This is a genomic window from Treponema denticola, from assembly GCF_024400535.1.
Lineage (GTDB): Bacteria > Spirochaetota > Spirochaetia > Treponematales > Treponemataceae > Treponema_B > Treponema_B denticola_C.
Map to the genome: position 1 here is coordinate 316,134 of NZ_CP038800.1, position 23,359 is coordinate 339,492.

General features: G+C 38.5%; 21 protein-coding genes and 3 pseudogenes. 17 read left to right on the forward strand and 7 right to left on the reverse strand.

Annotation, left to right across the window (positions count from 1 at the left end):
• Positions 1-108: 108 nt before the first annotated feature.
• Positions 109-930, reverse strand: coding sequence for a cytidylate kinase family protein (locus E4N78_RS01395; protein ID WP_255811321.1), 822 nt, complete (start codon positions 928-930; stop codon positions 109-111).
• A gap of 84 nt (positions 931-1,014) precedes the next feature.
• Here E4N78_RS01395 and E4N78_RS01400 point away from each other — a divergent pair, with 84 nt between their 5' ends.
• The 3 genes from E4N78_RS01400 (at position 1,015) to E4N78_RS01410 (ending at position 4,050) form a co-directional block, all read left to right on the forward strand.
• Entirely contained in the window at positions 1,015-1,581 is a 567-nt protein-coding gene (locus E4N78_RS01400; protein WP_255811322.1) for an NUDIX hydrolase, read from the forward strand.
• A gap of 260 nt (positions 1,582-1,841) precedes the next feature.
• Positions 1,842-2,489 (forward strand): peroxiredoxin, encoded by a 648-nt coding sequence (locus tag E4N78_RS01405; protein ID WP_255811323.1) that lies wholly within the window; start codon positions 1,842-1,844, stop codon positions 2,487-2,489.
• A 106-nt stretch (positions 2,490-2,595) separates the two neighbouring features.
• Positions 2,596-4,050, forward strand: a complete 1,455-nt coding sequence (locus E4N78_RS01410; RefSeq protein ID WP_255811324.1) for a carbon starvation CstA family protein — start codon at positions 2,596-2,598, stop codon at positions 4,048-4,050.
• Positions 4,051-4,145: 95 nt separating this feature from the next.
• Here E4N78_RS01410 and folD read toward each other — a convergent pair whose 3' ends face one another.
• Positions 4,146-5,027 (reverse strand): bifunctional methylenetetrahydrofolate dehydrogenase/methenyltetrahydrofolate cyclohydrolase FolD, encoded by an 882-nt coding sequence (gene folD, locus E4N78_RS01415; RefSeq protein ID WP_255803421.1) that lies wholly within the window; start codon positions 5,025-5,027, stop codon positions 4,146-4,148.
• Between the two features lie 185 nt (positions 5,028-5,212).
• Between folD and E4N78_RS01420 the strand changes: the two genes are divergently transcribed.
• From E4N78_RS01420 to E4N78_RS01430, 3 genes and pseudogenes are all read left to right on the forward strand, one after another.
• The gene (locus E4N78_RS01420) at positions 5,213-5,830 is read left to right on the forward strand and encodes a TP0733 family outer membrane beta-barrel protein (RefSeq protein ID WP_255811325.1); all 618 of its coding nucleotides are present in this window, start codon (positions 5,213-5,215) and stop codon (positions 5,828-5,830) included.
• Between the two features lie 18 nt (positions 5,831-5,848).
• Complete coding sequence (locus tag E4N78_RS01425; RefSeq protein WP_255811326.1) at positions 5,849-6,886, forward strand: hypothetical protein; 1,038 nt, start codon at positions 5,849-5,851, stop codon at positions 6,884-6,886.
• Positions 6,879-8,201: pseudogene (locus E4N78_RS01430) on the forward strand (AAA family ATPase); the annotation flags it as partial. The gene E4N78_RS01425 and the pseudogene E4N78_RS01430, both read left to right, overlap by 8 nt.
• A gap of 81 nt (positions 8,202-8,282) precedes the next feature.
• Here E4N78_RS01430 and E4N78_RS01435 read toward each other — a convergent pair.
• The 5 genes from E4N78_RS01435 to E4N78_RS01455 all read right to left on the reverse strand — a co-directional run bounded on the left by E4N78_RS01435 (position 8,283) and on the right by E4N78_RS01455 (position 13,511).
• Complete coding sequence (locus tag E4N78_RS01435) at positions 8,283-9,311, reverse strand: M42 family metallopeptidase (protein WP_255811327.1); 1,029 nt, start codon at positions 9,309-9,311, stop codon at positions 8,283-8,285.
• Between the two features lie 82 nt (positions 9,312-9,393).
• Positions 9,394-9,894, reverse strand: a complete 501-nt coding sequence (locus E4N78_RS01440) for a LysM peptidoglycan-binding domain-containing protein (RefSeq protein WP_255811328.1) — start codon at positions 9,892-9,894, stop codon at positions 9,394-9,396.
• 114 nt (positions 9,895-10,008) lie between these two features.
• Positions 10,009-11,673 (reverse strand): formate--tetrahydrofolate ligase, encoded by a 1,665-nt coding sequence (locus E4N78_RS01445; RefSeq protein WP_255811329.1) that lies wholly within the window; start codon positions 11,671-11,673, stop codon positions 10,009-10,011.
• Positions 11,674-11,738: 65 nt separating this feature from the next.
• Positions 11,739-12,734 carry a tRNA dihydrouridine synthase DusB gene (gene dusB, locus E4N78_RS01450; RefSeq protein WP_255811330.1) on the reverse strand — a complete coding sequence of 332 codons (996 nt, stop codon included), beginning with the start codon at positions 12,732-12,734 and terminating at the stop codon, positions 11,739-11,741.
• A gap of 3 nt (positions 12,735-12,737) precedes the next feature.
• Complete coding sequence (locus E4N78_RS01455) at positions 12,738-13,511, reverse strand: TatD family hydrolase (protein WP_255811331.1); 774 nt, start codon at positions 13,509-13,511, stop codon at positions 12,738-12,740.
• Between the two features lie 178 nt (positions 13,512-13,689).
• Between E4N78_RS01455 and E4N78_RS01460 the strand changes: the two genes are divergently transcribed.
• The 11 genes and pseudogenes from E4N78_RS01460 to E4N78_RS01510 all read left to right on the forward strand — a co-directional run bounded on the left by E4N78_RS01460 (position 13,690) and on the right by E4N78_RS01510 (position 23,358).
• Complete coding sequence (locus tag E4N78_RS01460; protein ID WP_255811332.1) at positions 13,690-14,391, forward strand: lysoplasmalogenase; 702 nt, start codon at positions 13,690-13,692, stop codon at positions 14,389-14,391.
• A 676-nt stretch (positions 14,392-15,067) separates the two neighbouring features.
• Positions 15,068-16,162: a ribosome small subunit-dependent GTPase A gene (rsgA, locus tag E4N78_RS01465; protein ID WP_255811333.1), complete on the forward strand. Its 1,095-nt coding sequence runs from the start codon at positions 15,068-15,070 to the stop codon at positions 16,160-16,162.
• Positions 16,163-16,246: 84 nt separating this feature from the next.
• Positions 16,247-17,216: pseudogene (locus tag E4N78_RS01475) on the forward strand (GGDEF domain-containing protein).
• Positions 17,209-18,177 (forward strand): GGDEF domain-containing protein, encoded by a 969-nt coding sequence (locus E4N78_RS01480; RefSeq protein WP_255811336.1) that lies wholly within the window; start codon positions 17,209-17,211, stop codon positions 18,175-18,177. The pseudogene E4N78_RS01475 and the gene E4N78_RS01480 overlap by 8 nt, the downstream one beginning before the upstream one ends.
• A 115-nt stretch (positions 18,178-18,292) precedes the next feature.
• Positions 18,293-19,549 (forward strand): ribose-phosphate pyrophosphokinase, encoded by a 1,257-nt coding sequence (locus E4N78_RS01485; protein ID WP_255811337.1) that lies wholly within the window; start codon positions 18,293-18,295, stop codon positions 19,547-19,549.
• A gap of 396 nt (positions 19,550-19,945) precedes the next feature.
• Positions 19,946-21,025 (forward strand): uroporphyrinogen decarboxylase family protein, encoded by a 1,080-nt coding sequence (locus E4N78_RS01490; protein WP_255811338.1) that lies wholly within the window; start codon positions 19,946-19,948, stop codon positions 21,023-21,025.
• Complete coding sequence (locus E4N78_RS01495; RefSeq protein ID WP_255811339.1) at positions 21,015-21,851, forward strand: uroporphyrinogen decarboxylase/cobalamine-independent methonine synthase family protein; 837 nt, start codon at positions 21,015-21,017, stop codon at positions 21,849-21,851. Before E4N78_RS01490 ends, E4N78_RS01495 begins: the two co-directional genes overlap by 11 nt.
• Positions 21,844-22,338, forward strand: a complete 495-nt coding sequence (locus E4N78_RS01500) for a uroporphyrinogen decarboxylase family protein (protein WP_255811340.1) — start codon at positions 21,844-21,846, stop codon at positions 22,336-22,338. The genes E4N78_RS01495 and E4N78_RS01500 overlap by 8 nt, the downstream gene beginning before the upstream one ends.
• A pseudogene (locus E4N78_RS13900) lies at positions 22,295-22,585 on the forward strand (uroporphyrinogen decarboxylase family protein); the annotation flags it as partial. The gene E4N78_RS01500 and the pseudogene E4N78_RS13900, both read left to right, overlap by 44 nt.
• 88 nt (positions 22,586-22,673) lie before the next feature.
• A complete protein-coding gene (locus tag E4N78_RS13905) occupies positions 22,674-22,859 on the forward strand; it encodes a hypothetical protein (protein WP_442267882.1) in 186 nt (61 codons plus the stop codon).
• Positions 22,840-23,358, forward strand: a complete 519-nt coding sequence (locus E4N78_RS01510; protein ID WP_255811342.1) for a 2Fe-2S iron-sulfur cluster-binding protein — start codon at positions 22,840-22,842, stop codon at positions 23,356-23,358. Before E4N78_RS13905 ends, E4N78_RS01510 begins: the two co-directional genes overlap by 20 nt.
• Position 23,359 lies beyond the last annotated feature (1 nt).

A 23,359-nucleotide genomic window follows, 5' to 3' on the forward strand; every position in this document is an offset into this window, starting at 1 on the left:
TTAAAAAACTTTAGAGGGTTACCTTAGATTTTAGTAAAAGAAAAAAAAATCGGCCGAAGCTTAATTCCGGCCGATTTTCTCATAAGCTTATGAATATGCTTTTAGCTGTTATGGAAAAGGCTTATATTCGTTTACCATGCTTATTGCAGACGAAACCTTGCGGCCTCCGGACATTTCTTCGGCTACGGATACGGCTTTTTGGATAAGCCCTGCATTATCGGCTACACCGTGCAAAATAATTTCATCTTCCGAAATATCGGCTTCAAGGAAATATATTTGAAGTTTTAAGTCGAAAGAAACATGATTGACGATTTTTTGTGCTAATAAAAGCTCTTTTATTCGCTTATCTCCTATAGCTGTTTCTTTTTTACTTATAGTTTTCTCAAAACCGTATCTAATTATTTCTGCCGCTTGTAGAGGCGTGATATATCCTGTATTTATGACTAAATTATATTCTGAAGAATCTTCATTGGCTGTATTAAAAAAACTCTTATGGAACCCATCACGGTTATTATCGCTTTCTTCCATCAGTGCTCTTGCATCTTTTTCGGAGTAATTAAATTCCTTCATCAACCGTGAAATTCTTACATCATCAGCCGCGACTAAGCGTACCGAATAAAGACCGGGTACATTTCTCAAGATTGCGAAGCCTCCTCTGCCTATAAAAATGCAGTTGCCTGAAGAAGCGTGTTCATATACGGATTCTCGAAGATAGTCAAAATATGAGTCTCTTTCTCTTGAAAGGGATGCCCAAAAGCCGGGCTTGCGCTCATCATATTTTTTTAACTGTCCTTCCGAAATTCCCTTTGCAAGTAAATCTTTTTCTAAAGATTTGCGGTCAATAAAATTGTAATTTAAAAGCTTGGCCAGCTCCACCGCTGTTTCGTCGCCAAAGGAAGCGATCTTGCGTGAAATTGTTATAATTGCCATAAAAAACCTCCTATTGCAATTAAATTCTCTTTATAATAGAATAACCTGAAATCCTTGATATGTCAAATGGAGAATTGCAATTTTATGGAAAAGAATAACGAGATTGAATGGAAACCTGCTGATTCCAGAGAAATCTTAAAAACAAGGGTCTTTAGTGTCTGTGAGAAAGACAGCATTTCTCCTGAAGGAGAAAAAAAGACATTTATTTCTCTAAAAGCGCCTAGCTGGGTCATTGTTGTTCCCTTTTATAAAGATTCTTCAGGCGAAGATATTTTTGTGATGGTCCAACAATGGAGGCATGGTTCGGAAAGCGTCTGCATAGAATTTCCCGGAGGGGTTGTTGATAAAGGAGAAAAACCGGAAGAGGCAGCTTTAAGGGAGCTTTTGGAAGAAACCGGCCGCACACCTAAAAATATAAAATGCTTGTCGACACTGTCCCCCAATCCTGCGATAATGGAAAACTCTTGTACCGTTTTTTTAGCTGAGTTAGACAGTGTAGAAGGAAAGCAGCACCTTGATGAAGATGAATTTTTAAATATCCTTAAAATTCCCGTTAAAAAAGTTATTCAAAATATGGGTAATCCGCCCTATACCCATGCTATTATGAATGCAGCCCTTTTTCTATATCTAAAAGAAAAATATTTTCACTGATATATCAGTGCACTGTTATATCAGTGAAAATCACCGATATAACAGTGCAAATTTTGTCTAAAACACTCTATTTTTATCGGAATTCTAAGTATTTTAATACAAATCCCTGTATTTTTGTTAAAAATGTGTCTTATTTTAATTTTTTTATCTTTAGCATGGAATTTGCTTATATATAACTGAAAGATGCTAAAAAATCTTTAAAAATTACTAAAAGTTATTTAAAAAAGTTTGCTTTAAAATAATTTTTTAAGGAGAAAATTATGGAACAAATGACAATGAATATGCCTCTTTTAGGAGATGACTTTCCTCAGTTAGCGGTTTCAACAACACACGGACCTATGAAGCTTCCTTGTGATCTTAAAGGCAGTTGGTTTGTGCTTTTTAGCCATCCTGCCGATTTTACTCCCGTATGTACTACGGAATTTGTGGCTTTTCAAAAACTCATGCCTGAGTTTGAAAAACTCGGTGTAAAACTAATCGGTCTTTCAATAGATCAAATACAGAGCCATTTAAAATGGATTGAATGGATTAAGGAAAAGCTCGGTGTAGAGATTACCTTCCCTGTAATTGCTGCAAATGACAGCATTGCAAATAAGATCGGTCTCCTGCACCCCGGAAAAGGCACAAATACTGTCCGTGCAGTATTTATCGTAGACCCCAATGGAAAGGTAAGACTTGTCCTTTACTATCCTCAGGAAATCGGCCGAAACATGGAAGAAATCGTTAGAGCCGTTAAAGCTCTGCAAACCTCCGATAAGAATAAGGTTGCTTTGCCTGCCGATTGGCCTAATAACGGTCTTATCAAGGACAGAGCTATCGTTCCCCCGCCTCCCACAGAAGAGGAAGCTAAAAAACGCTTAAAGGAATATGACGGTTACGATTTCTGGTTCTGCTACAAATCTTTATAAAATTTAAATAGCCGATTAGTAATAATCGGCTATTTTTTTTATATTAAGGTCATTTTTGGGTGTATTTTTTTTAAATATATGGTATACTGTTACTAAGGAGGCGAGTATGCTTACATTTTTTATCTGTTTGGCAATACTTATTGTAGGACATTTTGTTTATGGAAAATATGTCCAAAAAGTATTTGGTATTTCTTCTGCGCCGACACCGGCAATATCTAAGCAGGACGGGGTAGACTATGTTCCTCTGTCGACAGGCCGCGTATTTTTGATTCAATTATTGAATATAGCGGGATTAGGGCCGATTTTTGGAGCAATTTCGGGGGCTCTTTGGGGAGCTTCTGCTTTCTTTTGGATCGGGCTTGGAACGATTTTTGCGGGAGGAGTGCATGATTACCTTTCGGGAATGATTTCCGAAAGACATGAGGGTGCTAGTATTTCAGAGCTTTCGGGCGTGTATTTGGGCCCGATTATGAAATTTATCATGAGAGTTTTTGCCGTTGTTTTACTTATATTTGTAGGTACGGTTTTTATGAAAGGGCCTGCAGATCTTTTAGCAAAACTCACACCGGAAAAATTCGGCTCGACATTTTGGCTGATTATTGTTCTTGCTTATTATTTCCTTGCTACAATTTTACCGGTAGACAAGATTATCGGAAAGATTTATCCGGTTTTCGGTATTGTTCTTATAATTATGGCCTTGGGTATCGGCGCCGGTATTCTTTTTAATGCTTTCCGCGGAACAATGACCATTCCCGAATTTTCATTGGCTAATGTTCATCCTTCCAATTTACCGCGTTGGCCATTGCTCTTTATTACCATTGCTTGCGGTGCTATTTCAGGATTCCATGCAACTCAGTCTCCTTTAATGGCCCGTTGTATTAAATCCGAAGCTGACGGACACAAGGTATTTTATGGTGCAATGGTAGGTGAAGGAATTATTGCCCTTGTTTGGGCTGCAGCCGGTATGACATTCTATTATGGAACGGGAGGACTGCAAGAAGCTCTTAACACATTGGGCGGCCCTGCAGGTGTTGTCTACGATATTTCATTTAAGTTATTGGGTGGTATCGGAGGTTTCTTGGCAGTATTGGGCGTTATTGCATGTCCTATAACATCAGGAGATACGGCATTTAGAAGTGCCCGTTTAACTCTTGCCGACTGGTTCAAGGTAGATCAAAAACCGATTAGTAAAAGACTTCTATTGGCTATTCCTCTTTTAGCTATAGGAGGTCTTCTGTCCCAAATAAACTTTAATATTATTTGGCGGTATTTTGCATGGTCAAATCAAACTTTGGCAATGATTGCATTATGGGTAGGAGCGATGTATCTATTCTTAAACAAGAAGAATTTTATCATTGCCTTGGTTCCGGCGACTTTTATGACAGCTGTTTCGGTTACATATATTTTAATGGCCCCTGAAGGATTTAGGCTTGATAAGATGATTTCTTATCCCATAGGAATTGCTGCTGCTCTTATCTGTTTGGGCTCCTTTATATTTGTAATTATGAGAAAAAAGAAAAACGGTACGGATGTGCCGCCTATACCGGCTCCATCAGTTTAAAAAAAAGCCCCGAGTTGAGCATCTCAATTCGGGGCTTCTCTTTATAATACGGTTATTATAATTACCTTATTTTAACCGTATTAAAACAACTCTGTTTATTCCAAACCGTTTTGCCTTTTTGCTGCGATAAGGGTATTTGCAACAAGCATGGCGATGGTCATGGGGCCTACTCCTTTTGGAACAGGCGTTATTGCAGAGGCAATTTCACAGGCAGGCTCAAAGTCAACATCGCCTACAAGCCTAAAGCCGCTTTTTTTGGTACTATCATCAATCCGGTTTACACCTACATCTATGACGACAGCTCCTTTTTTAATCATATCGGCTTTGATAAACTGGGGTTTTCCCATAGCTGCAACCAGTATATCAGCCTCTTTTGTAACTTCCGCCAAATTTTTTGTACCGCTGTGACAAACGGTTACTGTTGCGTTTACATCCTTATTCATCATCAAAACGGAAAGAGGTTTCCCAACGATATTGGAGCGGCCTACAATTACAACCTTTGCACCTTTTGTTTCAACTCCGGTTCTCTTTAAAAGATGAATTACACCGTGGGGGGTGCAAGGAATAAAGGTATCGTGTCCCAAAAGAAGTTTTCCGACATTTACAGGATGGAATCCGTCTACGTCTTTTTCGGGATTAATAGCTTCGATTACAGCATCGGGATCAATCTGTTTGGGTAAAGGTAACTGCACTAAAATACCGTTTATAAGTTTATCGGCATTCAGCTCTTTGATAAGTTTTAGTAATTCATCCTGTGTAGTAGTTTCCGGAAGCCTGAATGTCCTGTCATTCATTCCTACCTCGTGGAGAGCATTTGTCTTTCCCTTTACATAGGATTGGGATGCAGGGTCATTTCCTACCAAAATAACGGCTAAGGTGGGCTGAACTCCCTTTGCCTTTATTTTTTCAACGTCTTTTGCAATATCGGCCCTTAAGTCTGCCGCTATCCGGGCACCGTCAATAATTTTTGCACTCATTTTTTTCCTCCATTGTAGTAGATTAAGTAACTATTAATTTTTTTGTTTGTTCTACATCGTTATAACTATAGAACCTTTACTATGTTATAACATAATTAGGTTTTGTGCAAGACTTGCATATAGACATTTTTGTAAAAAATAATATATACTGATTTTATCAGCTTATGTCAGAGGGTTAACCAAAGGTGAAACGATTTATTTTCTGTATTTTTATTATCTGTGTTTTTTTTACTCATGTTACGGCTCAAGAAGAGAGTGAAAATTCTCCAAATAAGGGGATTGATGGGGCGGTTGTATTTCAGCCTGTACGGCAAGGCGATACATTTATGAAAATAGGCTTATCCTTAGGAGTTCCTTTATTTAATACTTCTAATACCAAGTTCGCCGTTAATCCCCGGATATATCCCGGAGGGTCGATAAATATCGGCTTTAGTTATTATGTACTGAACGGCTTCTCATTGGGCGGGAGTTTGAGCTTTCATTTTTATCCTACAATTGCAAAGAATTTATATTTTGCAGTTCCAATCACCTTTGATATGGCTTATACCTTTGCTAAAGGAAAATGGCGTTTCCCTTTAGGAGGAGGCGTGGGAGCTGCTTTTCAATCTTATAATGGGAACGGCGGTAGATATTTTGGAATGCTTTTTAAATTTGATGCGGGGGTATACTATCAATATTCGCCGGAATGGTCCTTTGGAGGAGATGTATCATGGAATGTTTTACCTCAATGGTATAAGGATACAACCCATAATAGAACCGGTAATATTCTAGGAATTAGTTTTGCTGCCCGGTATCACTTTTAATCTTTAGGAGTTTAATGTATGAAAACAAAAAAATACATTCTTATAGCTATCTTAGGTATACTGTTATTTGCTTCATGTCAAAACCAGCCTATTTTTTCGGCAATTGAGCAGGAAATACATTTAAAAAATTTTTCTGTTGATGGCAATATCATAGGCATTATAAATGTAGGGGCTAATGTATATGCTGCAAGCCCTGCAAAAATATATTCAAAAGGAAACGGTTCTGATGCGATTTGGAGTGAAATTTTAGATGCCGGAAGAATTACCGGTTTAGCTTCAGACGGAACAAATATCTTTGTATCATTTCAATCCGGGAAAGTCAAGTTTCTCGATACAAACAATGAATGGAAAGATATTCCGCATACTGAAAATATTCAACGTGTTTTTGGGAATAAAACGGTTTTCGGTTATGATTCAAGCAATAAAAAAGTATATAAAATATCTACAAGCAGTAGTCAAGAAATATTAGCTGACGATAATAGCATTATTTCTGCTGCAAATGACTATTTTTTAATAACCGGCAAATCTAAAACGGACAATGAAGCGGCTGTTTCGCCTAAGCTGTATAAGGGGGCGGCCTTACAAAACGGTCTGCCTGAAAAAGCAATTAATATTTGTGCTTTTGATAATGACAATATCTTTGTCTTGGCGGATTCAAGCCTATATTATTATACAGACAATGGGACTTGGAATAACAAAATAGAGATTAAAAAAGATAAAGTTCCATTTACTATCTCTTACTTTAAGGAAAGAAAAACAGTTTTGATCGGCTGTATAAAAGGATATACGGAGATAAAATTAGATAATGACAATCCTACGGATCTTTCAAAGGCAAAACAGCTTAATCCCGGTGAAGAAGGATCTACAACTCCTCCTGATTCTAATGCTCAATATCAATCTGCCATAGGTTTGTATGTTACTTCGCCTATCTTAGGCGTTGGTAGAGGAGACTCTACTTATGCTCTTTTTGTAGGCATACATGCAGGTGCCATCTATAGGAATACGGGCCTTTGGGGCTTTTATAGCGATAAAAAATGCGAATGGAACCGTGAGTAAGGATCTTTTTGAAGCTGCGGCTTCAAGTTCTAAACAAAATGAACCTCTTGCCTCCCGCATGAGGCCTGTCAGCTTGGACGAATATATAGGCCAAGAACACATAATCGGAAAGGGATGTCTTTTAAGGCGGGCAATCCAAGCTGATAGGCTTTCTTCACTTATTTTTTTCGGGCCCCCCGGAACAGGAAAAACAACCCTTGCCAGAGTTATCGCAAATACAACCAAAAGCAATTTTTTAAGTTTAAATGCCGTTTTAGCAGGTGTGCAGCAGATAAGGGAAGCCGTAACCAATGCTGAGGAAAACAAAAAGCTTTATAACCGTAAGACTATTCTTTTTGTGGACGAAGTTCACCGCTGGAATAAATCCCAACAGGACGCTCTCCTGCCATGGGTAGAAAACGGAACGATAATTTTAATCGGTGCCACAACGGAAAATCCTTATTTTGAGGTAAACAAGGCTCTTGTAAGCCGCAGCCGTGTTTTTGAATTAAAGCCTTTAACCGATGATGAGCTAAAAAAAGTTGCACAATTTGCTCTGACAAATAAAGAAAGGGGTTACGGTAATTGGAAAATAGAATTTGAAGCAGGTGCCTTGGAGCATCTTGTCGATACGGCATCCGGAGATGCGCGAAGTCTTTTAAATGCCCTTGAGCTTGCTGTTGAAACGAGTGTTGAACATTGGCCTCCTGAAGAGAATTTTAAAATCACGATTAGTCTAAAGGCAGCCGAAGAAAGCATCCAAAAGAAGGTTGTCTTATACGATAGGGACGGCGACTATCATTATGATGTCATAAGTGCCTTTATAAAGTCTATCAGAGGGAGCGATCCTGATGCCGCCATGTACTGGCTTGCCAGAATGATAGCGGCAGGAGAAGACCCGCGATTTATATTCCGGCGAATGTTAATTTCTGCCTGCGAAGATATAGGGCTTGCGTCCCCTGGGGCAGTCAGCGTGGTTGCAGGTGCGGCCGAAGCCTTTGACAGGGTCGGTATGCCTGAAGGCAGGTATCATCTTGCTCATGCTGCCCTCTATTTGGCGACCTGCCCTAAATCAAACAGTGCCGAAGCCTTTTTCAAAGCCCTTGATTGTGTTCAAAAAGAAAATAAAGAAGTGCCTAATCACTTAAAAGATTCAAATCGCGACGGAGAAGCTCTGGGTCATGGTGAAGGCTATTTGTATCCTCATGCTTTTGAGGGGCATTGGGTAAAGCAGCAATATCTTCCGGATGGGCTTGAGGGCACTCATTTTTATGAGCCGAGCGATCAAGGCTATGAGGGCAAGATAAAGCCTGAAATTTTAAAAAAGCGGCAAAGCTAAAGACTTACAGCCTTATAGGTTTACCGCTTTTAAACATTATCACTTTGATAATATTAAACTAAATTAAATCCTAAAAACCTATTCACTCATTAAATAAGCGTATAAGAGGTTTATAGTTTCTTTGTAGGAGTCTATATGGGTTCTTTCATAGTGGTGGGTAGCACTTACTCCCGGACCCATACAGGCAAAGTTTATATCGAATCCCTGCATTACATACATACTTGCATCCGAGCCGTATCTAAACATAACATCGGTTCTGTAGTTGATTTTATTTTGAATAGCAAGATCTTCAAGCCTATGTCTAAAGCCGAAATCGTAGGGTGTGCGTGAATCTTTAGCGATGATTGTTACTGCGTGTTCATCCGAATTTTGCTCGCCTCCGACTGTTCCGATATCCAGGGCTAGTACTTCAAAACATTCTTTAGGAATACCGTAAAAACCGTGCCCTATTTCTTCATAATTGCTTATAAAAAAGTGGGTGGTGTAGGCCGGTTTGTCTCCCTTTTCTTTAAGGGCCTTACAAGCGGCAAAAAGCATACCAACACAGGCCTTATCATCCAAATGACGGGATTTTATGTAGCCGTCCTCGGTTTCGATTGTGCGGGGTTCAAAGGCGACAAAGTCTCCTATGTTTATGCCGAGAGCCAGTGTTTCTTCCTTTGAGTGAGTTTCCGCATCAAGGCGCACTTCAAAGGTTTCTAAGTTTCTTTCTTCTTTTTCTATAGCTTCAAAAATATGAACAGAGGCTTTTTCGGGAAGACCTGTGCCGGTGATAACCTTTCCCGTTCTTGTAATTATGTAAAGATTTTCTCCCTCGATGCTGTTAAAGGCTATGCCTCCAATGGCAGCAAGCTTTAAGCAGCCGTTAGGCTTTATTTGGCGCACCATAGCGCCGAGGGTATCTGCGTGGGCTGAAACGACTCTATGCTTAGCCGTATTTTTTCCTTCGATAGTGCCGTAAATAGCACCCTTATTTGTTTCCGTATATTTTATGCCTAAAGAATCAAATTCTTTTTTTATTCGGTCTATGGCATTCTTTGTATAGCCTCCGGGACTGTGTATTTGTAAAAGTTCTTTTGAAAACTCGACAGCATATCTGACATTCATAAACTAAATTCTCCTATTTATTTATAAGTATTTTTTGCAAGGAATAAAAAAACTTCCTCCCGAGGGAGGAAGTTTGGTAAGATTAAAGCTCTTTAAGCCGTCGTCTTAAAGATTCTGCTACTCCGGATTTTCCTTCATCCTCATAAATTTTGATACATTTTTCAAACTCAGGTCTTGCAAGCATTTTTGAAGGCGAGTGTTTCATAAAAAGTTCAAAATCAGGGATTAAAAGCTTGGTCTTAGGTGCAAGTTTATCCGGATGTTTAACTATACCGGGGTTAATTGCCATAATTATGGGGAAGTAGTAAGCTTTTTCTCTTGTTCCGTAAAATTTTAAAGCAATTTCGGATAGAGTATCTCCTTGTACTACTACATATTCCTTTACAGGAACATCCCGAGGTTCTTCGACAACGGGTGCTGGTTCCGGTTCGGGGGTAGGTTCAGGTTTTACTTCCGGTGCAGGTTCTTCTACAACTACAGGTGCCGGTTTTTCTTTGGGAGGAGGAGCCGGAGGTGTTCCGCAGCTCGTAAAGATAAAAGAAAAAACAGTCAATAAGGTCAAAATTTTCAAAATGTTTTTCATTTTTTACTCCTTAAATAATATATAATTTATAAACTTGCCTTGCGGCAAGTTTATAAATAGCTATTCTAATATTATACAACATTATTCCCAAAAAATCAAATAAAATCGCAAATTTTATGATAAGCCTTCAATATTTCCGTTTACAAGGTCAATTCTGACGGCCTGCGGATCTTTCGGAAGCCCCGGCATTCTCATCATGTCTCCCATAATGGCTACAATCATTTCAGAACCGGAATTTAAAACGATGTCCCTGACATTCATTTCAAAGCCTGTAGGAACTCCGTAAAGTTTAGGGTCTGCCGAGAATGAATACTGTGTTTTTGCAACACAAACCGGGAAGTTTGCCATTCCGGCTTCTTCAATCTTTTTAATCATCTTATCGGCAGCTCCCGAATAAGTAACATCAGCGGCACCGTAGATTTCTTTACAGATTTTTCCTATCTTTGTTTTTATGGGATCCTTATCTTCGTAAACGAATTTTAAGGGCTTCGACGGATTAGTTTCGATTGTCTTTACAACAAGCTCGGCAAGTGCAACAGCGCCCTTTCCTCCTTCAACAAAGGCATTGTTGACAGCAAAGCCTACACCTTGGGCTTCACAGTGCTTTTTAACCAGATCCAATTCGGAGTCAATGTCGTATCCGTATCGGTTGAGGGCTACAACTACGGTTTGTCCGAATTTTTTCATATTTTCGATGTGCTTATCCAAGTTGGCGAGACCTTTTTTGAGGGCTTCTGCATTGGGCTTGGATATTTCCTTTTCGGGAACATCTCCGTGCATTTTTAAACCGCCTGTAGTAGCCGCAATTACAGTCAATTTCGGATTTAAACCTGCTTTTCGGCACTTGATATCGAAGAATTTTTCGGCACCGAGGTCTGCAGCGAAGCCTGCTTCGGTAATTACATATTCTCCGTAGGTAAGCGCTGTTTTTGTTGCAATTACCGAGTTACATCCGTGAGCGATGTTTGCAAAGGGGCCGCCGTGGATAAAGGCGGGGGTATTTTCCGTTGTTTGTACAAGGTTGGGGTTAATCGCATTCTTTAAAAGAACTACGATTGAACCTGCAATTCCTAAATCCTTTACGGTTACAGCCTTATCTTCCGTATCATAGCCCAGAATAATGTTTTCGATTCTTCGGCGAAGATCTTCAATATCCTTTGCAAGGCAGAAAATAGCCATAATTTCGGAAGCCGGGGTAATATCGAAGCCCGATTCCATAACCACGCCGTTCCCGTCTCCTAATCCGGTAACAATTTGGCGCAAGTTTCTGTCGTTTACGTCCAAGACCCTCTTCCAAAGGATTTTTTTAATAGCCTTTGGAGTCCCTTGAGTTCTGAAGATGTAGTTGTCAAAAAGGGCGCTTATCATGTTATGGGCCGAAGTGATAGCATGGAAGTCTCCGGTAAAGTGGAGGTTAATGTCTTCCATAGGCAAAACTTGGGCATAGCCCCCTCCTGCAGCACCTCCCTTCATACCGAAACAAGGTCCTAAAGAAGGTTCTCTCAAGGCTGCAACAGCCTTTTTCCCGATTTTGTTTAAGCCCAGGGCAAGACCGATTGATACGGTCGTTTTCCCGATTCCCGCCTTTGTAGGCGTGATGGCGGTAACAAGGATTAAATTATTCTTTTTTACCTTTGCATCATCTATAACGCTATAGGGAACCTTGGCTATGTACTTTCCATAGGGAATGACATTGTCGTCATGAATCCCTAAGCCGTCTGCAATTTCAGCGATTTTGTTTAGCTTCGCTTCTCTAGCTATTTCTATATCAGTTTTCATATAAATATTATGACATAGAAATAGAATATTTACAAGTTAAAATATACGGAAATCAGAAATGAATGCTAAAGAATTCTTTGAATTATGGTTTTATACTCCGCTATTGTTGAGGCTTGTACCAATTCTTGGCGGAGGCGAGAGCCGTCGGGTATTCCTTTGGTGTAGGCGGCAAAGCGTTTACGCATTTCGCGGCAGCCTTTTTCTTCTCCTTTTTCATCGCATAAAAAGACGAGCTCTTTAAAGCCGGTACGGATTTTTTGTTCCGTGCTTATTTCGCCGTATGTTCCATTGGTCAAGAGCTCCCTTGTTTGGGTAAAAATTAAAGGGTTGCCCATAGCACCGCGGGCAAACATTATGCCTGCACAACCTGTTTCTTCAAGCATTTTTTTTGCATCTTCAGGCGAAAACAAATCTCCCGATCCGAAAATCGGAATTTGATAAGGCTTTGCAAATTGAACCAGCTCAGCAAGGATGTTCCAATCGGCCTTGCCCGAATACACCTGTGAGCGGGTACGGGGATGAAGGGTGAGCATTTTAACCCCTGCATCTATGGCGGCTGAGGCTGCTTCTTTCCAGTTAAGTTTGTCGGCGGTAAAGCCTGAGCGTATTTTAAGGGTTACGGGGATCTTATAAGGGGTCATAGCATCGTTTACGGCCTTTACAATCCTGTACAAAAGAGGAATGTCCGTCATCAAAGCTGATCCGGCACCGTTTTTGGTAATCTTTGCCATGGGGCAGCCCGAATTTATGTCGATACATTCGGGAGAATATTTTTCGGCGATTATGACGGCTGTTTTTGCCATATATTCGGGGTTTGAGCCGAAAATCTGTACGGCATAAGCTTTTTCGTTAGGAGCTCTTCCTATGAGGCTTTCGGTTTTATCGGAATCCCTCACGAGGGCTTCCGAGGATACCATTTCGGTGTATGTAAAATCCGCACCGCAGTCCACGCAGATGGAACGGAATGCCTTGTCGGAGTAGCCTGCAACAGGGGCTAAAAAGATGTTCCCCGATAAAAGAAGCCCGCCTATTGAGACGGGCTTGTAAAGAAATTCTTCCATGTTTTATTCGGGCAGCCGGAAGAGCTTACAGCTGTTTTTCCAAAGTTGATCGGCAAGTTCTTCAATATCTTTACCCAGCATTTCCGCCATAAACTTCACGGTTTCGATGGTGTTGGCCGGCATATTTCTTTGGCCGCGATATACCGATGGGGGCATAAAAGGGCTTTCGGATTCGACTACGATACGGTCAAGGGGAAGGGCTAAAACCGTATCATGCAAATTTCTTGCATTGCGGTAAGTCAAATTTCCTGCAAAGGAGAAGTACAGAGGAAGCTTTAAGGCTTCTTTTGCATAAATATCGTCTTCTGAATAGCAATGTAAAACGCCTCCTTCTTTGGGAATCCTTTCCTTTAAGATATCAAGAAGATCTTTTCCGGCTTCTCTATTGTGAATAATTACCGGAAAACCTGCCTTTGAGGCAATGTCAAGCTGGGCTATAAAAAGCTCAATCTGGGAGCGTTTGTCTCCGTATTTTTTGCAATAATCAAGGCCTATTTCTCCTACAGCCACTACATTGGGTAATTTTAAGCTTTCTTCTATTGTTTTTTGCCAGTCTTTTCCGGGAGATGTAACTTCAGACGGAGATACACCTACGGCATGGTATACCGCCGGTGAAAACCTAAGAGTTTCATACACCTTGGAAAAGTCGTGTAAACTGTTACATATACTTACTATTCTCGTTACAGAGCCTTGGCGGGCTTCCTGCACAACGCGTAATTGCTCAATCGGATCGGAATAGATCAACCCGACATGAGCATGAGTATCAAAAATCTGCATATTATTCTTCCATGTAAAATTGATATAATAAATTTTTACCTATTAATTAAGGTAATATTACCGTCCTGTACAGGATAGCATAGAAATGCTTAATCGTCAACTTAAATTTTAAAAATATCTTGCTTTTTTGATGATTTCAGTATATGATTATTGTATAAGTATATTTTTGGAGGTATATATGTATAATGAATGTTTAGATCCTTTGTGTATTGCAGCCCTTGCTTTGTTTTTAGTTATTTCGATTATTCATTTAATCAAGTGCTTTCAGCAAAGACAAAAATGGGCTGATATGACAAAATTTATGCTGATGCCGGCCCTTCTTTTATTCTTTTTGGCCTTCAGCTTTGTAAGTATTAAAACATTTTCAATATTGAATGTTTTAATAATAATTGCTTTGGTTTTCAGTTTTTTGGGAGATGCAATACTTCTTTTTGATAGAGAAAAACAGAATTTTGCTCTTGGTATCTTATTTTTTGCAATTACACAAATATCTTATATAGTTTTTGCAATACTCGGTGCTAAGGTTGAATACATTCCCATTATCCCCGGAATCATAGCGGCAGTGATCTTTTTAGCGGCAATTGTTTATATTATAATGAGAACAAAAAAACACTTAAAAGGGCTTAAACCTATTGTAATAACTTATGGGCTTATAATCTCATCAATGAGCTGGCTATTTATAGTTTTTGCCTTTGCAAATCCGTCCTTAGGGCTTATATTGGCTGCTATAGGAAGTGTTTTGTTTCTTATATCGGATACTATGGTTTCAGCCAAATACTTTTTCGGCGGCAAGGCCGGAATGCGCTTTCTTATTATGAAAACCTATATTCTTGCCCAACTTTTAATCGTATTAGGAGCTATAGGAATTATAGGAGCCTAAGGGCTTAGTAAGAGCCTTTAGTAATTCAAACCAGTAAGCGGAAGCGGGTATTTATCTGCTGCCGCTTATTTTTTTGCAATGACAACAATTAGTCTGTTTTTAAAAAAAATTGGTATTGCTATTTGTAAGAATATATGGCATAATTCTATTTTAGAAAAATGCGGAAAGACGCAAAAATCTAAAATGAGGTAAGATGCTTATGAAAATAGCTGAAATAATCCCTACCGCCTGCTTGACAAAATCTTTATTTTAGCTTAATGTCTTTTTACTGAATTTTAAAACTTATGGGAGGTGCTCTATGATTACAGTATTATTTTTAACAAGCGGCAAAGACCTTACTCCCGGAAGTTCTTTATAGACCGCATTTTATCAAATCAATTTTATTTATAAGATTCTCACCTTAAATTCACTTGCTTGATTTTTATCTGTGCTCAAGTTTGAAGATTTTTAAATCCGAATTTTTTGTGATGTATATCCCGGGAGAAAATAATTCTCTATTGAAAGGAAGGCTTATTTTAGACAATGCTGACGGCATTGTCTAAAAACGCTGCGAGTTTGCCTTACGGCAAACATCGCTTTATCGTATGCACTTTTTCATTTCATTGCAAAAGTGCGGAAATTCATCAATCCTCGATTGTTTATACAATCTGCGGTTGATGAACTTAAAGGAAACATTATGGAAACAATTTTAAATTTCGGCTTTGAAGATTTTTTTAAAGGTAAAAAGATCGAAAAAGAGGTTGGGCGTATTATTTTTTTTGGCGGAAATACTTATAAAATAATATGTAAAGATGGCGAAAAAGAAGCCCGCTTAAAAGGCTCTTTTAAAAAAGAATGCGAGGTATCCGGTTCTTATCCTTCGGTAGGAGATTGGATAGGCTTTGAGTCTCAAGAAAATTCTTCGATTGCACTTATAGATTTTTTATATGAGCGCAAAAATAAGATTTCGCGAACGGATCCTAGGTCAGGTATTGAGCTTGAACAAATTATTGCGGCCAATATTGATACGGCTTTTATATGTATGTCCTTAAATAAGGATTTTAATTTAAACCGTTTGGCTAGATATGTTTTTGCCCTGCAAAATATTGAAACCGTTTTGCTTTTAACTAAGGCGGACTTATCCGAGACAAGGGAGGATGCTGAAAATTTGATAAAAAAGATTTATCCTCATTTAAAAGTCTATTGCATAAGTATTTTTGAACCTGAAAGTTTAAAAAATATAAAGCATTACTTTAAAAAGGGAAAGACTTCGGTATTGATAGGTTCTTCCGGTGTCGGAAAGTCAAGCCTCATAAACAGCCTGACGGGGAAAGAAATTTTACGCACAAGCGACATAAATAAAAAAATAGATAAGGGAGTTCATACTACAACGAACCGGCAGATAATTTCTTTAGGAGAAGATGCGGGGGTTATAATGGACACTCCCGGAATGAAGGTTCTGGGTATCTGGGATTCGGACAGCGGGGAAAATTCTTTTGCCGATATTACCGAGCTAAAATCCAAGTGTCTTTTTAGCGATTGTACACATACATGCGAAAAGGGCTGTGCCGTTTTGGAGGCTCTTAAAACGGGCTTACTGGATAAAAACAGGTATGAACTTTACCTGCAATTATTAAAGGAGGATAGAAAAAAAATAAGACGGGAAAAACGGCAGGAAAAATTCTTAATAAAGAAGGAAGAAAAGTCCAAGTCGGCAAAAAGGCGCTTTAAAGAAAAGGAAAACATAAAACAAACCTTTAAAAAAGATTTGGATGAACTGCTTTATGAATAAGTTTTTTTGATTTCTTTTCTTGTTTTTTTTAATAAGCACTTTTCTTTTATCTAAAATATGCTATAATGCTCTTAGGTGGTATGCATGATTACTGATAAACAGAAAATAGAAGCTTTAAGTAATACTCCCCTTTTTGCAGGATGGGATGAAATCTACTTAAAAGACATAGCCGATAAGGCAGGGGTAGACAGCTATCAAAAAGGGGATATTATTTTTAGGCAGAATACAAAAGGAGACCGCTTTTATATTATTGTAGAAGGAAATGTTATAATTTTATCTCCTGAAGATGAATCCGTTTTAGCCAGAATTTGTAAGCGGTGAAATGTTCGGTGAAACGGCTATGCTTACCCAAGATGAGCAAAAGGCCATAGCCTCTGCTAATGAAAATTCTATTATTCTTTCTTTTCCCAAAGACGGAGTTCCTATGGAAGAGGTTTTTAAAAACAATCCGGTAACTTATGCTCAACTTTTAAAGTCCTACTTGGTAATGGTTTCAAGAAGAACTAGAAAGGCTAACTCTTTAATAAAAGAAAATTCTCCTATTATGAAAGAATTACAAAAGCAGGTTTATGGGGACAAGCTGACAGGACTTTTTAACAAAGCCTATCTTGAAGAAAACATTGCGGACTTTATGAAAAGCTCTTTTTCTCTTATTATGATGAAGCCCGATAACTTTAAGGCTATTAATGACACATACGGCCACGAAAAGGGCGATGCCTGTCTTACCTTTATAGGTAATCACCTGAGCCATTTTTTAGATACGGATTCGGTTTTAATCCGTTATCAGGGAAACGAATTTGCCGTTTTAACGCCTGAGTTAGAGCGGGATGGGGCTGCAAGTTTAGCCGAAAAGATAAAGGCAGAGCTTGAAAACTTAGATATTTCTCCGGTCTTAAACAGTCCTTTTAAGTTGAGCATGAGTTTAGGCATTTTATTATATCCGGATACAAAGATTGAAAAGACGGAATTTATCAAACAATGTGCCGAAATGCCTCTTATCGGACGAGCCCGCGGAGGCTCTCAGATTCTCTTTGAGGAGGACATAAATGAATAGCTCAAAACAAAAATGGCTTGAAATTTTACAGAAGGCACGGCTCTTTGAACATCTTTCCATAGAAGAAATTAAAGTCTTAGCTGAAGCAATGTTTTATGCCGAATTTGAAGCGGGCCAAGCTTTAGTCTATGAAGGTGAGTCGGGTAATGAGCTTTTTATCATCGTAAAAGGAGTAATTTCCGTTTCTGTAAAATCGGAAGGAAAAGAAATAGAGCTTGTCCGTCTGGGTGCCGGAGACTTTTTCGGTGAAATGGCAATGCTGGAACAAGAACACCGCTCGGCAACATGCCAGGCCGTTGAACCTGTCTCTTGCCTCGTTTTAAAATCTCAAGATTTTTCTTCCCTTATTATAGATCAGCCGAAAATAGCATCAACTGTTTTGTTCAATATGCTTAAAATCACAGGCAGCCGATTAAGTAAGACGGACGGCCTTTTATCGCAGATAATTCAATGGGGTGATGATGCAAAAAAAAGAGCAATTACCGACGAATTTACAGGTTTATATAACCGTCGATATTTAGATGAATCATTTGAAAATCTCCTTAAACGATGTGTCCGCCAGCATATAGGGGTTAGTTTTGCAATGGTGGATATCGACCACTTTGGGCAGCTTAACAGAGACTACGGAGCCGTCTTTTGCGACAAGGTTCTATTAGCCATTGTCGAAGTTTTTAAACGTAATTTTGATACTGATGATATTTTAATCCGGTACGGCGGAGACGAGTTTTCGTTTATTATCAGAGGAATGTTGGAAAGAGCCGAATATCAGTGCAAAAGAGTCTGTACCGAAGTTAATGCTTTAACTTTTCAAGAGCATCCTGAATTACGGGTTTCATGTTCAATCGGACTTGCCGTATATGACGAAAAGATGACAACTCCTGAACTCTTAAAATTTTCCGATACGGCTCTTTATTCAGCTAAAGAAGGCGGCAGAAACAGGGTCTCTGTTTATCAAAAATAAACACGGCTTAAGATTACTATTGTTAAAATAGCCGCATCTTCCCCTATTGTAATTTTCCTTAACAAGTGATAAAGTAGGCCAAGTAAGATTTTTTTACATTCTTTTTGGAGGCAAAATGAATTATCTTGAATCAAATAACCTCGCGATTATTGCTTGCCCGGGGGGAGAAGACTTTGCAAATTTAACGATTAAAAACTTAAGGCATATCTATGCCCGTAAGCTGTACCAGCAAAGCGAAAAGTTAGCAAAAAGGTACAATACCTCCGCTGAGGATATGATTCAAAAGTTTAACTTTTATAATGACATATTTTCAAATAGGATGTCCGTAAACAAGGATATAAATCAAATACATGTGCCCAAATTCAAAGTGGATACCCGCTTTACATACTTTATGAACGGCGAGTTTAAAACCGAACTTCTTGAGACAGTACGGGGAAAAGATGTTTATATTTTTCAGGATGTTGAAAACAAGCAGGAAATTACAATTAATGAGGGAAAAAACAAGGAGGTCTTTTCGGTAAACGATCACCTTATGTCCCTCATCGTAACCATAGATGCTGTCCGCCATGCCGGCGCAGGAAGAATATCCTTAGTTCTTCCGGTTTATCCCTACAGCCGCCAGCATAAAAAGAAGGGAAGAGAAGGCTTGACTGCCAGCTTACTCGGACATATTTATGAAGACCTTGATGTAGAACAGATTATTACCCTTGATATCCACTCCAGAGAGATTGAAAATTCTTTCCATTCTGCACGCTTACAAAATCTTCATGCAAGTTACCAAATTATTAGGGAGCTTACAAGAATACTCGATTTAAGTGCCGACTCGAAAGAAGAATTTGTAGTTGTTTCTCCTGACTCAGGAGCTGTAGACCGAAATAAATTCTATTCATCGGGTTTACAAAAACCTCTTGCAATGATTTATAAAGAAAGAGATTATTCCGTTGTTACCCAAAATGCAAAGCAGTCGAATATCATAAGCATTAAGCTTTTGGGTGATGTAGAAGGAAAAAATGCCTTCCTCGCAGACGATATGCTGGGAACGGGCGGTACTCTTTTAAAGGCTATGGAATTTTTGAAGAGCAAGGGAGCAAAAAAAGTTATAGCTGCTGTAAGTCTTCCTTTCTTTACTGGAGATGCCATTCAGCAATTTGACGAAGCTTATTCTAAGGGCCTTTTTTATAGGGTTATAGGAACTAATGCGGTTTATCATACCCAGTTAAAACAAAAAGAATGGTATATTGAAACCGATGTATCGGGGCTCTTTGCTCAAGTTATCATGCGTCTTCATGAAAACCTCTCTCTTTCGAGTCTTCTTGACAACAGAGATATAATTGAAAAGCTGCTAAAAAACGCCTCAACTCAAAAAAAATGATTTTTTTGCTCCGTCTTTGATTATGGTATAGCCGTATTCAAAGATGGCGGTATAATTTAAATTCAGTTATAGAATGACAATGTTATTGACACTCAAATAAATTTTAGGTATAGTATTTTCATCATCCCGCTCAAGGAGGTTATTTATGAAAAACTATTCATTTAAACTCTCTGCATGACCTCAAGCTGATTTTACGGCAAGTGTTGCCTAAATTTGGTATTCTTAATTTAAAGCACTTAAAAATTTATATCAAAAGATTTTCCGGTTTATATCTATAAGTCTTAACCTTGAATTCTAATAACCGTAAAATTGAAAAAACTAAAAATTATTTGTAAAAGAATAAAGCCTCCGCTTGAAATCAGAGAATTTATTTTTTGCAAAAAGGAGTCTTATTGTATGTATAAAGAATTTAAAGATGAAATGACGCCGAAAGAAAGGATGGAGGCTTTTGCTTCCCATAAGCCAATTGACAGACTGCCTGTTGTACCTGATATGGGGGTTACGATGGCGGGCTTTACAGGTCATACGACGAACGATTATTATACCAGTTCCGATGTAATGGCGGAAACGGAAGTTGCTTTGTTTAACCGTTTCAGACACGAAGGTGTAGGTATTTCCACAACGCTTCGCGGAATGGCGGAAGCGATGGGGTCCGTATTAAATTATCCTTATGACAATATAACCAATTTAAAAGAACCTATAGTAAAAACTGAAGAAGACATAGATAAACTAAAACCGGTTAACCCGCATAAAGACGGAAAACTTCCCATTCTTTTGGAGGCACTTTGTAAAATACGCGACAAAATCGGAGACATTGCCGATATAGGAGCCTCGATGACCGCTCCGTTTACGGTTGCAGCTTCCGTACTTGGTACCGAAGTCCTCTTACGCTGGATCGTCAAAAAACCGGAAGCCTTGCACCGCCTTATGAAAATTATTACGGCGAATAACCGCGAATATATAAAAGCCTTAGGTAAATTGGGATTCGGTACCGGATTTTGCGACCCCGTTTCTTCTTCCAGCATTTTAAAATTGGAGCAGTACAGGGAATTCTCTCTTCCGTATTTTAAAGAAAATGTTCAGGATGTAATAAAATATTGCGGTTCCCATCCCACCGTGCATATCTGCGGCAAATCCCGCGAATTATGGGAAGATGTAATGGAAACAGGTATCGGGAATTTTTCGATTGATAATTGTGAAGACCTTGAAGAAGCAAAAGCCGTTATGGGACACAAGGTAATGATTACCGGAAATGTTCCGCCCGTCGATGTTATGTATCTGGGGAATGAAGAAGACATACGCAAGTCGGTTAAGGATTGCGTAAAAAAAGGCTGGGATAATACATGCGGATATATTCTTTCAACCGGCTGTCAAATTCCGAAAGGAACTAAAATTGAAAATATAGATGCCTTTATGAAATGGGGGCGGTATTACGCTCATATGCCGATGGATAAAAACAGATTTGATGAAGATTAGAAATTATATTTGCAATTATAAAGACGGGGAAACTAAAAGCTCTCTTCAAGATGAAATTGATGCATCGGTAGTTTTTTCGGATATAAACTCTTACAAAAAAGCAGCCGAAGATTTATCAAAAAACGGCTCTTTTGTTTTTTTTCCCATTACAAATACGCTCGAAGCAGAATTGCAAGGAGCTTTAATAAATGAAAACAGCCTAATAAGAGTAAAAAATCCTATTATAACGGATGTCGAAAAATTATTTTCCTTAAAAGAATTCAACTACACCATTTCTCATTATAAAATAATGAGCGAGTGTCTTAATTGTAAATATGATAAGCCTCTCGCTTATGAGATGACTGGCTTTTACACATTTTTATCGTTTATCATTCCCGCAGAAAAAATATTTAGAACCTTTAGAAAAAATCCTGAAACTGAAAAAGTTCTTGCAAACCTTTTTTTAAAAAAGTATTTTTCTTTTATAAATACATTAAATTGTTTTGATATAAAACTTATTTCTCTTGCAGATCCGGCAGCCTCCGTTGATATTATAGGCCCATCCGCTTTGGAAAATACAATCAATAATTTTTATGTACCTCTACTAGATTATATTTTACATTATACAAAGTTTTCAATTTATCTTTGTCCTAAATTAAGTTTTGTAATGGAAGACCTAGGTTTTTTAAAAGGCAAAACGATAGAGATAGAGAAAAAGAATGTTCAAGATGCTATTAAAGCTTTGACGGCCGAAAAAAACATATTCGGAAATATATGTATCAATTTAAACCCCGAAATAAACAGAATAAAAGTTTTTGAATTTACAAAAGGAGAAACGGATGAATAAAAAAGAGCGTCTTCTTGCTATCTTAAACGGAAACAAAACAGACCGGCCGCCCGTCATTTGTCCCGGCGGTATGATGAATCCTTGTGTTACGGAGTTAATTAAAAAATATAATATCGATTTTAAAAAAGCCAACTCCGACGGGAAAACTATGGCAGCTCTTTCAAAACTGGTTGTCGAGGAAAATCTTTTTGAAAATTACGCCGTTCCCTTTTGTATGAGCATAGAAGCTGAAGCTATGGGAGCCGAATGCGATATCGGCTCGGATACCTGCGAGCCCCATATAAAAGCATATGCCGCAGATACTATGGAGCTGACGCATTTCCATAAAATAGATTTTACCAAAGGAAGGCCTAGGGCTGTCTTGGAGGCGGTTTCTATTTTAAAAAAACGTCAGCATTCCGGTAATAGGAAATATTCCCGGTCCTTTTTCCGTCGGTACAAGCATTGTAGATCCGCTAAAAGTGTATACGGCATTAAAAAAAGATAAAGAAACCGCTCACGCCTTTTTTGATTTTATAAGCGAAGAAGTAGGACACTTTGCACTTGAGCAAACTAGGCGGGGTGCCGATTTGATTACCATTTCGGACCCGAGCGGTACGGGAGAAATATTAGGGCCTAAATATTTTGAAGAATATATGGTAACATATATGAATAAAATGATTTCGATAATTAGAACCGATAAAAATATTCCGATTATTGTTCATATATGCGGTCAAATGAAAAAAGTGTTTACCCCTTTAGCTAAAATAAATGCCGATGCTTTTTCTTTTGATGCAATAGTTTCGCTAAAAGAGGCAAAAGAAAAAATACAAAAAACCGGTAATGGGGAACATAAGCACTTATGCATTGGAGCATTCACGTCCCGAAGTTATAAAACAGATGGCTGTAAACAGGGTAAAGAAAAATATAGACATCATTGCCCCCGCCTGCGGGCTCGGTATGAATTCAAAACTTGAAAACATAAAGAACATTTTAATAGGTGTGGAAAATGCCGAAAGCAGTAATTAAAATAAATGATTTTAAAAAGGAAACCGATTATACTCTAGGCGAAACTATTTTGGAAATAATAAAGCGCGAAAACATTTTTATCGATGCGCCGTGCGGAGGCAAGGGAAAATGCGGTAAGTGCAAAGTAAAATTTACCGGTGAAGATATTCCGTTGTTACCGGAAGAAAAAGAATTAAATTTATATCCATACCGGCTTTCCTGTATTATAAAGCCCTCAATAGATATTATAGTCGAGGTTCCGAATGCAGAAAAAGCGGAAGGCTTTTTAATAAGCGAAACACAATTCGATAAAAAAACGGAAGCTGCGATAAAAACAGTAACAAAAACAATAGAAGCTCCTGAAGCATATGAAAATAAAAGCTGGCTTAATAAATATGAGGATGCTTTCGGCGAAATCGATTTTGAAATTTTAAAATCCTTAAAACCAATAAGCGGTGATTACACCGGTGTATATTTGGATAAAAAATTAATTGCGGTATTGGATGGAGAAAAAAATTAAA

Excerpts from the sequence above, each read along its gene's own strand:
- E4N78_RS01395 (WP_255811321.1), bottom strand. The coding sequence starts at position 930 with ATGGCAATTATAACAATTTCACGCAAGATCGCTTCCTTTGGCGACGAA.
- E4N78_RS01400 (WP_255811322.1), top strand. The coding sequence starts at position 1,015 with ATGGAAAAGAATAACGAGATTGAATGGAAACCTGCTGATTCCAGAGAA.
- E4N78_RS01405 (WP_255811323.1), top strand. The coding sequence starts at position 1,842 with ATGGAACAAATGACAATGAATATGCCTCTTTTAGGAGATGACTTTCCT.
- E4N78_RS01410 (WP_255811324.1), top strand. The coding sequence starts at position 2,596 with ATGCTTACATTTTTTATCTGTTTGGCAATACTTATTGTAGGACATTTT.
- folD (WP_255803421.1), bottom strand. The coding sequence starts at position 5,027 with ATGAGTGCAAAAATTATTGACGGTGCCCGGATAGCGGCAGACTTAAGG.
- E4N78_RS01425 (WP_255811326.1), top strand. The coding sequence starts at position 5,849 with ATGAAAACAAAAAAATACATTCTTATAGCTATCTTAGGTATACTGTTA.
- E4N78_RS01435 (WP_255811327.1), bottom strand. The coding sequence starts at position 9,311 with ATGAATGTCAGATATGCTGTCGAGTTTTCAAAAGAACTTTTACAAATA.
- E4N78_RS01440 (WP_255811328.1), bottom strand. The coding sequence starts at position 9,894 with ATGAAAAACATTTTGAAAATTTTGACCTTATTGACTGTTTTTTCTTTT.
- E4N78_RS01445 (WP_255811329.1), bottom strand. The coding sequence starts at position 11,673 with ATGAAAACTGATATAGAAATAGCTAGAGAAGCGAAGCTAAACAAAATC.
- dusB (WP_255811330.1), bottom strand. The coding sequence starts at position 12,734 with ATGGAAGAATTTCTTTACAAGCCCGTCTCAATAGGCGGGCTTCTTTTA.
- E4N78_RS01455 (WP_255811331.1), bottom strand. The coding sequence starts at position 13,511 with ATGCAGATTTTTGATACTCATGCTCATGTCGGGTTGATCTATTCCGAT.
- E4N78_RS01460 (WP_255811332.1), top strand. The coding sequence starts at position 13,690 with ATGTATAATGAATGTTTAGATCCTTTGTGTATTGCAGCCCTTGCTTTG.
- rsgA (WP_255811333.1), top strand. The coding sequence starts at position 15,068 with ATGGAAACAATTTTAAATTTCGGCTTTGAAGATTTTTTTAAAGGTAAA.
- E4N78_RS01480 (WP_255811336.1), top strand. The coding sequence starts at position 17,209 with ATGAATAGCTCAAAACAAAAATGGCTTGAAATTTTACAGAAGGCACGG.
- E4N78_RS01485 (WP_255811337.1), top strand. The coding sequence starts at position 18,293 with ATGAATTATCTTGAATCAAATAACCTCGCGATTATTGCTTGCCCGGGG.
- E4N78_RS01490 (WP_255811338.1), top strand. The coding sequence starts at position 19,946 with ATGTATAAAGAATTTAAAGATGAAATGACGCCGAAAGAAAGGATGGAG.
- E4N78_RS01495 (WP_255811339.1), top strand. The coding sequence starts at position 21,015 with ATGAAGATTAGAAATTATATTTGCAATTATAAAGACGGGGAAACTAAA.
- E4N78_RS01500 (WP_255811340.1), top strand. The coding sequence starts at position 21,844 with ATGAATAAAAAAGAGCGTCTTCTTGCTATCTTAAACGGAAACAAAACA.
- E4N78_RS13905 (WP_442267882.1), top strand. The coding sequence starts at position 22,674 with ATGGGGAACATAAGCACTTATGCATTGGAGCATTCACGTCCCGAAGTT.
- E4N78_RS01510 (WP_255811342.1), top strand. The coding sequence starts at position 22,840 with ATGCCGAAAGCAGTAATTAAAATAAATGATTTTAAAAAGGAAACCGAT.